7 protein-coding genes are annotated in these 11,884 nt (G+C 60.6%); 1 reads left to right on the top strand and 6 read right to left on the bottom strand.

Annotation, left to right across the window (positions count from 1 at the left end):
* Positions 1-23: 23 nt before the first annotated feature.
* The 5 genes from ACP7C6_RS20890 to ACP7C6_RS20910 all read right to left on the bottom strand — a co-directional run bounded on the left by ACP7C6_RS20890 (position 24) and on the right by ACP7C6_RS20910 (position 9,095).
* Entirely contained in the window at positions 24-278 is a 255-nt protein-coding gene (locus tag ACP7C6_RS20890; protein WP_010213853.1) for a hypothetical protein, read from the bottom strand.
* 176 nt (positions 279-454) lie between these two features.
* Positions 455-1,465 (bottom strand): class 1 fructose-bisphosphatase, encoded by a 1,011-nt coding sequence (locus ACP7C6_RS20895; protein WP_003237460.1) that lies wholly within the window; start codon positions 1,463-1,465, stop codon positions 455-457.
* Positions 1,466-1,573: 108 nt separating this feature from the next.
* Complete coding sequence (locus tag ACP7C6_RS20900) at positions 1,574-2,926, bottom strand: DUF3999 domain-containing protein (protein ID WP_323990615.1); 1,353 nt, start codon at positions 2,924-2,926, stop codon at positions 1,574-1,576.
* The gene (locus ACP7C6_RS20905; RefSeq protein WP_426109185.1) at positions 2,926-6,444 is read right to left on the bottom strand and encodes a DUF2339 domain-containing protein; all 3,519 of its coding nucleotides are present in this window, start codon (positions 6,442-6,444) and stop codon (positions 2,926-2,928) included. Before ACP7C6_RS20905 ends, ACP7C6_RS20900 begins: the two co-directional genes overlap by 1 nt.
* 200 nt (positions 6,445-6,644) lie before the next feature.
* Complete coding sequence (locus ACP7C6_RS20910; protein WP_028615377.1) at positions 6,645-9,095, bottom strand: glycogen/starch/alpha-glucan phosphorylase; 2,451 nt, start codon at positions 9,093-9,095, stop codon at positions 6,645-6,647.
* Positions 9,096-9,335: 240 nt separating this feature from the next.
* Here ACP7C6_RS20910 and ACP7C6_RS20915 point away from each other — a divergent pair, with 240 nt between their 5' ends.
* Complete coding sequence (locus ACP7C6_RS20915; RefSeq protein ID WP_017529542.1) at positions 9,336-9,770, top strand: YkgJ family cysteine cluster protein; 435 nt, start codon at positions 9,336-9,338, stop codon at positions 9,768-9,770.
* A gap of 238 nt (positions 9,771-10,008) precedes the next feature.
* On the opposite strand, the gene typA is transcribed toward ACP7C6_RS20915, so the two are convergent.
* Positions 10,009-11,829: a translational GTPase TypA gene (gene typA, locus ACP7C6_RS20920; protein ID WP_025859468.1), complete on the bottom strand. Its 1,821-nt coding sequence runs from the start codon at positions 11,827-11,829 to the stop codon at positions 10,009-10,011.
* Positions 11,830-11,884: the final 55 nt, after the last annotated feature.

Raw genomic sequence — 11,884 nt, forward strand, 5'->3', positions numbered from 1 at the left:
CTCCCGCAGGCTCTCGCCCCGGTTTACTTCAGGCCTTGCCCGGAAAACATCAGAACTTTGTCACCGGCATATTGAACGCTGATAAAGCTGGTTTTATCGCCCCAGGTGCAACTGGACATGCCCAGCGCGCCGGAACAATCGGTCGGCTTACCCAGCAACGACTCCACCTCAGCCTTGGCCATGCCAGCCGACAACTTCGCGTAATTTTCTTGGTTGACCTTGCTGCAAGCGCCCAACAACACGCAAAAAGCCAGCAAAGCGAGACGGCGTAACGACATGGAAAAACTCCTGGAGGGACGAAGCAGCGTGGGTATCTGCCAGAAGCTTAGAAGGGAAAAGAGGTGTCTGGTTCCCGATGAACGAAAACAAAAAAGCCCCGAAAACGCTGAAACGTTTCGGGGCTTCTTCAAGGGTGAACCGGCTCACAACAACGCCGCTCACTTATCGCATCAACTTACTTCTTGTGATACGCCGTCACACGCTCAACTTCTTCCTTCGAACCCAGGAACACCGCCACACGCTGGTGCAGGCCTTCAGGCTGGATGTCGAGGATACGCTGGTGGCCGTCGGTGGATGCGCCGCCCGCTTGCTCAACCAGGAAGGACATCGGGTTGGCTTCGTACATCAGGCGCAGTTTGCCTGGCTTGGACGGCTCGCGGCTGTCGCGTGGGTACATGAACAGGCCACCACGGGTCAGGATGCGGTGCACGTCGGCAACCATTGCAGCCACCCAGCGCATGTTGAAGTTTTTCTTCAACGGGCCTTCTTCGCCGGCCATCAACTCGCCCACGTAGCGGGTCACAGGTTCTTCCCAGTGGCGCTGGTTAGACATGTTGATCGCAAATTCCTGGGTGGACGCAGGAATGGTGATGTCTTCGTGGGTCAGTACGAAGCTGCCCATCTCGCGATCCAGGGTGAAGCCTTTGACGCCGTCGCCCAGGGTCAGCACCAGCATGGTCTGTGGGCCGTAGATGGCGTAACCGGCAGCAACCTGCTCGGTGCCTGGCTGCAGGAAGGCCTTTTCGTTCAGGGCTTCGTTCTGGCTCAGGTATTCGTTGGGGCAACGCAGTACCGAGAAGATGGTGCCGACCGGGGCGTTGATGTCGATGTTGGAGGAACCATCCAGTGGGTCGAACACCAGCAGGTAGGCGCCTTTCGGGTATTTACCGGGGATCTGGTAGGCATTGTCCATTTCTTCGGACGCCATGCCGGCCAGGTGACCGCCCCATTCGTTGGCTTCGAGCAGAATCTCGTTGGAGATCACGTCGAGTTTCTTCTGCACTTCGCCCTGCACGTTTTCGGTGCCCATGCTGCCCAGGACACCACCCAGTGCGCCTTTGGACACGGCGTGGCTGATTTCCTTGCAAGCACGCGCCACCACTTCGATAAGGAAGCGCAGATCGGCAGGCGTGTTGTTGCTGCGGGTCTGCTCAATCAAATAGCGACTCAAGGTAACGCGGGACATGTAAGGCTCCGGAGAATGGGGGGCTGAAAACCCGCGCAGTTTAACGCGAGTCGGGGCGTATTTCCTCCTATCAGAGGATTTAAACCCAATAGAGTTCATGGACTTTATTTAACCTGCCACCGGCGGCTTGCGCAGCAAACTGTAGGCCATGGCACCCAGTGCCGCCACGCCGAGCAGCAACACGGCCCACAGGCCGAGTTTTTTCCAGTCGGTGCCGGCTTCGGGCAAGGCGGCAATCGCAGGCGGTTTGACCGTGATTTCTCCCACCAAGGTAGCCTGGCCCAGCGCCTTCAAACGCTCGGGACTGTAATCGGGAATCAGCGTCGAGAGTGGCAGGCTCGCGGCTTTCACGGATGCGTTCCCCAGCGCCAGGCTGAAGGGCGGCTCACCCCGCGCCAGAAACACCAGTTGCGTGGCACGCACGGCCACGCGTAAGGCGGGGGCTTCGACGCCCAGTCCACCGCCCCGCTCGTCCACTTGCAACTTCAACTGAGCAACCGTCTGGCCCGGCAACTGCAATTCATCCTGCACCACGTCCTTGCCGTTCTGGGTCAGGCGGTACAGCAGGCCATTACTCAACGGCTGCCAGGTCTGCTTGGCGTCACTTCGCCCCGACAACGTCACCGGCGCCAGCGTATTGGGCTGCTTCAACTCGACCCGCAAGCGCTCGACATTCAGCCCCGTCGGCAATTGCCAGCTGTACTCTCCCGCCTTGAGCCGCTCCCCTGGAAAGGCTTGCGACCACACCAACGGCATCGGCAAGGTGCTGCTAGTGGCGCTCTCCAGCTTCGCCGACGTCAACAACGGCGCTGCCTGGCCTTGCCACACCAGCCGCAAATAACGCGCCGATTGCCCCGGCAAGTTCACGTCATGCTGCTCGACCCGGTCATCGGCAAATGACAAGCGCGCCACTTGCCCATCGCCCCAGGCTTTCCAGTGCTGCAAATCATCACTGGCTTCAATGCTGAAACGCTGGAAGCCCTCCTGCTCGCGACTCCAGTCCAGGCTCAATTGCTGCAGGGGCGCCTTGATTGCACTGGCGTCCAATACCCAGCCCCGCAGCACTTGCTTGCCGGGCTTGGGGGCTGTGGACGGTTTGATTTCCACCAGGGTGCCGGAAGTGGTGGCCTTCATTACCACGTCTGGCAGGGCTTGCTGGGTGTCGGCGGCGTACAGCGGGAACCACTTCACCGCCGTAACGTTGCGACTTTCGCTGCGCTGCGAGGCCTGACGCGACAACGCATAGGCCTGCGGCTCGCCGGCGGCGTTGAACACGCGCACATCGCCAAGATCGGCCTGGCGCGCGTTCAATTGCACCGCCAGCGGCAGCTCCAGGCGATACCAAGGGCCGCTGCCGCTGACGTTCAGCTGCACCTGGGAGGTGAAGTCAGCCGGCGTTTCCTGCGCCCACACAGACAAGGTCGTACACAGGCCCAGCACGGCCACGCTCAACTTACCGATCAAGAGGATGCTCCTTCAGTGTCCAACACCGGTTCGACGCGCTTGGGTGGCAGCGGTGCGAAGTAACCCACCACCAGCAACAGCCCACCCACACCTATAAACGACACGATCCGCGCCAGACCGCCGCGGTTGCTCAGTTCGACAAAGAACAACTTGGCGACCACCACCGCAATCAACACTGCACCGATCAGCCACACCTCGCGGCGATGGCGCAGGTGGCCGCCGATCATCAGGCCGAGAGCGATCAGGGTCCAGACGATCGACAGACCGGCCTGTACCAGCATGGATTCGAGCAACGCATCCAGTTGAAACGGCACGCCGCCCCAATGGTGGGCAGTACGCATGACCAACGCGGTAAAGAAGGCAAACAGCGAAACACCCGCGACACCTTGGGCGACAAGCTCGGTACGCGGGCCCCGTAGCGGCGCGACACTTCGCGCGCACCAATACACACCCAGCAGCGCAAAGAGCAGGCCCAGGTCCAGCGGGTTGACCAGCGGCACATAGGGCAGCGGTTTGGCCGTGCCGTCGCTGAAGCTGTTCGCCAGCCAGAACCAGCCAAGCATCAGCACCGCCAATGGCACGGCCGCCAACACCCGATATTCCCTTGGATACGCCGCCACCGGCCATGGCCAACGACGTGGCGAAGCGGCCAGCACGAGATAGAGACTTGGCAGGATCGCCCAGCCCAGCCAGCGCCAGGCGTTGTACTCGGCAGTAAACCTCAGCAGACCGTAGCGCAACTCCAGCGCCAATATGCCGATCAGCATCCAGCAGCCGAGTACGTGGGCCACGCTCAACGCCTTGGCGGGCACAATCACCGCCAGGCGTCGCAGCGAGATGAAATGCACCACAAATACCGCCGACCACGCCAGCCAGCCGTACTCCGCCGCGGGGTGGTAATAAGTATGTCCGTACACCAGCAACACCAAGCCCACCGCTGGCATCAGCAGGGTGGACAAACCCCCCAGCGACACCCACTTCAGGCGCGCAGCCAGCAGCATCCAGATCGCGACGCTGATTGCCGCGCACCCCAGCAGGAATGCCCCCTGCAATTCCTGTGGAATAAACCGCAACACTTCGCCGATCAGCGCCAACGTCCACCAGGCCGCGCCCCAGACCAACAGCAAGTCGCAAAGGCGTTGCAGCTTCAACACGGCAAACACCGGCGCATGGGGTTCGCGCTGCAAGCGCCAGGCGCCTACCAGCGCAGCCAGGCCCAGTACCATTGGCGTCCAGAAACCGCTGTGGGCCAACGGACGCAGCCCCTCGCTGGTCAGTGGCCCGAGCAACTCCGGTACCGCCAGCAGGAAAGAACCGCCGCCCACCAATTGCAGCAGCAAGCCGAACACAAAACTGACCCGCTGTTGCAGGTACAGGCTCAGCCAGATGACCAACAGGCCACTGGCCGCCCACACGCCACTGGCACTTTCCCACGGCAGCACGAACAGCACCGCAAGGTTGATCAATACGAGGCCCGCCAACAGCACCACCGACAAACCGCGCAGCAGTCGAACATCGCTGCGCACGATGTCGTGACGCGCCGCCAACAACATGCCGCCGATCAAGGCCAAGCCAATCAACGACGCCGTGAGCAAACCGCTCCAACCGGCATTGAACACCGCTGCGCCGTCGCCACCTTGCAACCGCAGCAGGAACACCGCGCCACCCAGCAATTGCACAGCGAATGCGGTGAACAGGAAGGTGCGCGAGCCGATGCGCAGGCCTATAAACAGCGTCACCAGGCCAGCGATTGCCCAACTCACAGCGGTGCCTTGGGTATCCAGCAACAAGGGCGCGAGCAGGTACAAAAAGCTCAAGCCAAGGCTCGCCAACACCGGGAGGCCTTTGCGCTCCCAGTCTGAGGACTGCTCCTCGGATGCCTTGCGCAACTGGTCAAAGCTGAACAACAACGCAGCGCCCAGCAGCAGCGCGCCCAGCGGCGCGCCACTGAGCAAGGTGTGCTCTCCGGAACGCAATTCACTGAGGAACGCCAGCGCCGAACCCACTTGCAGCAACAGGCCAAATGCGCGCGCCAACGGCCGCTGCTGACGCAAGCCGAGCCAGAAAATGCCGGCGCCTTCCACCGCCCAGGCCGCAGCCGTCCAACGTGCGTCGAGGCCCAGGGGGATGGCCAGGCTGGCAAAGATCACCCCCAAGGCCAGGCAGGTTTCCGCCAGCAACAAGGCGCGCCCGCCGCTCAGCAGCCGGGCCAAGCCCATGTAGACGATGCCCAGGCCCAAGGCGCTGAACGCTGCGGCAAACTGCAGGTGCTGCACCAGCGCAAACTGCAAGCCGAAACCCACCAGCGGCGGGCCGAACAACATGCTGCCGTCGACATAATCGCCCTTGGCCGCCGACCAGCGCAGCAGTGCACCACGGCTGTCATCCTCGGGCGCGTCGCGCATCTCGAGCAATTTACGCCGTGCGAACAACAGGCCGATGGCCAGGTACATCAGAAAAAATAGAATCAGGAACGGTTCGGTGCTCCACAGCAATTCAGGCGTATACGAGCGCAGACCCCAGGCAAAACCGATCCCAAAGGTGCCGACAAACCCGATAAGGTTGAGCAGGCGCCAGGCCTTGAACCAGGCGATGGCCAGAATGCCCGCGTTGAGCAAGGCAAAGTAACTGAACAGCGCCACATGGTTGCCGGCGCCGGTGGACGTGAGGATCGGCGCCGCAAAACCACCGAGCGCCGCTGCACAGGCCAGCCCCAGCGCATCCTGGGTGATTGCCAGGATCGCCGAAAACACTGTGACCGCCACCAGCAAACCCAGGGCCGCACCGGGATCGATCAACGGGTGCAGGCGCATCGCGGCAAACACCGTGAGGTACAGCACCGCGATCCCGGTGCCTTGCAGCATCAGACCATAGTTGCTGTTGCGCAGCCGCAGCCACCAGCCCAACCCCAGCAGGCCCAATGCAGCAGCAGCCACCCCGGCGTAACGTAATTCGATTGGCACCACCATGCCTTCGGTGGCATAGCGCAACAGGAACGCCAGACCGAGGAACAACAGCACCACGCCGACACGCAGCACGGTGTTGCCGCCGAACAACCAATTGCGCGCGCCACTGATGGCGCGCTCGATCAAGTTGGGGCCACGGGGGATGGCAGGTTCTTTGGGTTCTGGTATCGGGGCGGGCGCCCATACATCAGCCGGCAGCGGCTGGCTTGGTTCGGCAACGATGGCAACCGGCGCCAATTCGGCCGGCAGCTCCCAAACCAGCTCGGGCGCTTTGGCAACAGGTGTGGGTTCAGGGATTGGGGCTTCGACGACGATATTGCTCGGCGGCGTGGGCACTTCCAGCTGCCGCAGACGATCACCCAGCGCAATCAGCGCCTTCTGCGTGGTTTCCAACTGACGCGCCTGTTGGTCCGCCTGAGTCGCCAGCTTTGACAGGCGAATCGCCTGGCCAATGCCCAAGCCCAACAGCGCACCGATGCCCGCGTCACTGAACGACTCATCGAGCGTCCAGCCGAGCACCAGGCCAATCAGCATGAAAATCCATTGCATGGTCGATATCCCTAAGCAGCCCGAGGCGGGCAAACTGGCGCCTAGTATATCGACGCAGACCCCATGTGGAAGCAAGCTTATGTGGGGGCCGGGCTTGCCCGCGATGTAGACACCTCGGTGTATCCGTCACACCGAGGTGATGCTATCGCAGGCAAGCCAGCTCCCACATAAACCCGCACACATGTGCAGGCCAGCGATGTTTAGTCGAGGGCTTTCCAGATCTCGGTCGCGTACTCCCTGATGGTCCGGTCCGAACTGAACCAGCCCATGCGCGCGGTATTCAGCACCGCCGAACGCCACCACGCCTTGGAGTCATGCCAATGCGCCTCGACCCGCGCCTGAGCGTCCCAGTACGAATCGAAGTCGGCACAGACCAGGAAACGGTCGTAGTCGATCAGCCCATCGATCAGCCCCACGTACCGGCCCGGATCATCCGGCGAGAACACCCCGCCCCGAATCGCTTGCAGCACATCATTCAACCGATGGGACGCTGCAATGTCGGGCCCGGCGTTGAATTCACCGGCGTGTTTGCGCGCTTCCACCTGCTGCGCGCTGAGGCCGAAGATAAACATGTGCTCGGCGCCCACACGCTCATGCATTTCCACGTTGGCGCCGTCCATAGTGCCGATGGTCAGCGCACCGTTGAGGCCGAACTTCATGTTGCTGGTGCCCGAGGCTTCAAAGCCGGCGGTGGAAATCTGTTCCGACAAGTCCGCCGCCGGGATGATGCTTTCCGCCAGGCTGACATTGTAGTTGGGCAGGAACACCACCTTGAGCAAGCCGCGTACGGTCGGGTCGTTGTTGACCGTGCGGGCGATATCGTTGGTCAACTTGATGATCAACTTGGCCTGGTGATAACTGGCCGCCGCCTTGCCCGAGAAGATTTTCACACGCGGCACCCAATCGGTGCCCGGCTCGGCCCGGATCGCCTGGTACAGCGCCACGGTGTGCAGAAGGTTGAGCAACTGGCGCTTGTATTCGTGGATGCGCTTGACCTGCACGTCGAACATCGCCGCCGGGTTGACTGCAATGCCCAGGCGCTCATGAATGATGTCCGCCAGCGCCCGCTTGCTGTGCAAGCGTTGCTCGGCAAAAGCCTTGCGGAACGTCTGTTTTTCGGCAAACGGCTCAAGCTCTACCAGCCGCTCTTCGGGCTTGTCGAGAATGTCCGGGCCAAGCGCTTCCACCAGCATGGACGTGAGCTTGGGGTTGGCCTGGTACAACCAGCGACGGAAGGTAATGCCGTTGGTTTTGTTATTGATGCGCTCCGGGTACAGCTTGTGCAGCTCGGAGAACACTGTGCTGCGCATCAACTGAGTGTGCAGGCCGGACACGCCATTGACGCTGTGGGAGCCAAGGAACGCCAGGTTGCCCATGCGCACGCGGCGGCCGTTGTCTTCTTCGATCAGCGACACGGCGCGTAGTACGTCAAAGTCGTGGATACCTTTGGCGCGCAGCGAATCGATATGCTGGGCGTTGATCAGGTAGATGATCTGCATGTGCCGGGGCAGCATGCGTTCCATCAAGCCGACCGGCCAGGTCTCCAGCGCTTCAGGCAGCAGCGTGTGGTTGGTGTACGACAGGGTTTCGACCGTCACATCCCACGCGGCTTCCCACGGAATGTCGTGCAGGTCGACCAATTGGCGCATCAACTCGGCCACGGCGATGGACGGGTGGGTATCGTTGAGTTGTATCGCCGCGTGTTCGCCCAGGCTGAGTACCGAGCCATGCATGTTCTTGTGGCGACGCAGCAGGTCTTGCAGGGAGGCGGCGACGAAGAAGTATTCCTGGCGCAGGCGCAATTCCTGCCCCGCTTCGGTGCTGTCGGCCGGGTAAAGCACTCGGGAGATGCTTTCGGCACGTGCTACTTCGGCGACGGCGCCCAAGTGATCACCGGCGTTGAAACGTTCCAGGTGCAAGTCTTCGACTGCGCGAGCACGCCACAGGCGCAAGGTGTTGACGCTGGCGCCGCGCCAGCCGACGACCGGAGTGTCATAGGCAATGGCGCGCACAGTTTCGTTCGGCGTCCACCGCTGAATCATCTTGCCGGTGCCGTCATCCAGGGTTTCAACACTGCCACCAAAGCCGATCGGGTACACCACTTCAGGGCGTTCGAATTCCCAGGGGTTGCCGAAATCCAGCCAGTGTTCGGTCTGCTCCTGCTGCCAACCATCGACAATCGCCTGGCGGAACAGGCCGTGTTCATAGCGAATGCCATACCCATGGCCGGCAATGCCCAACGTCGACATACTCTCCATAAAGCACGCCGCCAGGCGGCCCAGACCACCGTTGCCCAGCGCCGCATCGGGCTCCAGGAGGCGGATGCGCTCCAGGTCGACGCCCAGCTCCGACAGCGCTTCGCGCGCAATCTCCAGCACGCCCAGGTTGCTCAGGCTGTCATAGAGCAAGCGGCCGATGAGGAACTCCAGGGAAAGGTAATAGACCCGCTTCTGGCCTTTGCGGTAGATGCGCCGCGTGTGGTCCATCCAGTGATCGACCATCTGGTCGCGTGCGGCCAGGGCAATGGCTTCGAACCAGTCGTGGTCGAAGGCGTGATCCGGGTCCTTGCCCACCGCATAGGTGAGTTTGGTCAAGACGGCATCGCGAAATGCGGCTACCTCTGCTTCTCGTGCAAGTGGTTCCTGAGACATCAATTGCGACCTCGGGCGAGATAGAAGGAGTTGCTAGAGCCTAGACGGTCTGACAGACGGTAGACGCTCTGGTTCGGCAGTTTTTTAACGCATTTACCTTTGCAGGGTTTTGATGCATTGGCCGTGCCTGCTTTTGGCAAACGCGCACCTTCTGGCCGAAACCCACAAAATATTGTTCAAAAAATCACCAATCCCGGTATGATCGCGCGCCCGGATACAGCCCCACCTTTTGGAACCCTGATGAAGCCTCAATTGATCGCCGCCGCGGAACTCGACCGTCTCGAAACGTGGCAGAAATATTCCGCGCACATGTGCGGTGGTTGCGTGTCCAGCTGCTGCACGCTGCCGGTCGAAGTGAAGATCAAGGACCTGATCCGCATCGGTATCGTCGATGAGTTCGAGCGCGGCGACCCGCCGAAGAACATCGCCAAGCGGCTGCAGAAAGAAGGCATCGTCGAGCGCTTCAATTCCAAATCCGAGATTTTTACCCTGCAGCGCATGAGCAACAACGATTGCCTGTACCTGGATCGTAAGACGCGCTTCTGCACTATTTATGACAAGCGCCCGGATACTTGCCGCAACCACCCGAAAATCGGGCCACGGCCAGGGTATTGCGCGTACAAGCCGAAGGAAGTGGTGCGCGAGACCAAGTTCAAGACCCTCGATAAGTTCTAATCGACAGCCGAACCCCTGTGGTAAGCGGGCTTGCCCCGCGCTGGGCTGCGAAGCGGCCCTAACCCGGCCACTGCATTTCTCCAGATAAAACTCAGGTGCCTGGTTTTGGGGCGGCTTCGCCACCCAGCGCGGGGCAAGCCCGCTCACCACAACAAGCGGGCTCACCAGAAAAATCCAGGCACAAAAAAACGCCCCCGGCCTTTCGACCGGGGGCGTTTTTCATTCAGCCTGAGTTAACTCAGTTCTTGGCTTTCTTGGCAGCGCGGGTACGCTCGCCTTCGTCCAGGATCTTCTTACGCAGGCGGATCGACTTAGGCGTGACTTCGCACAGCTCGTCGTCCTGGATGAATTCCAGGGCCTGTTCCAGGGTGAAGCGAACAGGTGGAACCAGAGCGATGGTTTCGTCTTTGCCCGAAGCACGCATGTTGTCGAGCTTCTTGCCTTTGGTTGGGTTGACGCCCATGTCGTTGTCACGGCTGTTCAGACCAACGATCTGACCGTTGTAGATCTCTTGACCGTGTTCAACGAACAGCTTGCCACGTGCCTGGAGGGTTTCCAGGGAGTAGGTCAGCGCCTTGCCGGTTTCTACCGATACCAGAACACCGTTCTGACGGCCGGACATGTCGCCGGACTTCATGGTGTCGTAGCGATCGAAGATCGAGGTCAGGATGCCAGCACCGTTGGTCAGGGTCAGGAACTGGTTACGGAAACCGATCAGACCACGCGCAGGGATGTTGTATTCCAGACGCACACGGCCTTTGCCATCCGGCACCATGTTGGTCAGGTCGCCTTTACGCAGGCCCATCTCTTCCATCACCTTGCCCTGGGATTCTTCCGGGGTGTCGATGGTGACGTTTTCGAACGGTTCCTGCTTCACGCCGTCAACCTGACGGATGATCACTTCTGGACGACCAACGCCCATTTCGAAGCCTTCGCGACGCATGGTTTCGATCAGTACCGAGAGGTGCAGCTCACCACGGCCGGAAACCTTGAACTTGTCAGCCGAGTCGCCTTCTTCAACGCGCAGAGCAACGTTGTACAGCAGCTCTTTGTCCAGACGCTCCTTGATGTTACGGGAAGTCACGAACTTGCCTTCTTTACCGCAGAAAGGCGAGTCGTTTACCTGGAAGGTCATGGAAACGGTTGGCTCGTCAACGGTCAGAGGCTTCATCGCTTCTACCGCGTCCGGGTGGCACAGGGTGTCGGAGATGAACAGCGAGTCCATACCGCTGATGCACACGATGTCGCCAGCTGCAGCTTCTTCAACGTCGATACGGTGCAGACCGTGGTGACCCATCAGCTTCAGGATACGACCGTTGCGCTTCTTGCCGTCGGCGCCGATAGCGACAACCGGGGTGTTCGGCTTGACGCGACCACGAGCGATACGGCCAACGCCGATAACACCCAGGAAGCTGTTGTAGTCCAGTGCCGAGATCTGCATCTGGAAAGGACCTTCACGGTCAACAGCCGGCGCAGGTACGTTGTCGACGATCGACTGGTACAGCGGGGTCATGTCTTCAGCCATGTCGGTGTGGTCCAGACCGGCAATGCCGTTCAGGGCCGAGGCGTAGACGACTTTGAAGTCCAACTGTTCTTCGGTGGCACCCAGGTTGTCGAACAGGTCGAAGATCTGGTCCAGAACCCAGTCCGGACGCGCGCCTGGACGGTCAACCTTGTTGATGCACACGATCGGACGCAGGCCGGCTTCGAAAGCCTTCTTGGTCACGAAACGGGTTTGCGGCATAGGGCCGTCTTGAGCGTCCACCAGCAGCAGAACGGAGTCAACCATCGACATTACGCGTTCTACTTCGCCGCCGAAGTCGGCGTGGCCCGGGGTATCCACGATGTTGATGTGGTAGCCGTTCCAGTTGATAGCGGTGTTTTTAGCCAGGATGGTAATACCGCGCTCTTTTTCCTGGTCGTTGGAGTCCATCACGCGCTCGTCGTTGAGCTCGTTGCGCTCCAGGGTGCCGGATTGACGCAGGAGTTTGTCTACCAGGGTGGTTTTACCATGGTCAACGTGAGCAATGATGGCGATGTTACGTAGATTTTCGATCACTTGTGTATCTCGATCAGAGGATTCGGTGTGCTGACAGGTCGTGGCAGCGATTAAC

The sequence above is a fragment of the Pseudomonas sp. TWR1-1-4 genome (assembly GCF_049897165.1).
Lineage (GTDB): Bacteria > Pseudomonadota > Gammaproteobacteria > Pseudomonadales > Pseudomonadaceae > Aquipseudomonas > Aquipseudomonas canadensis.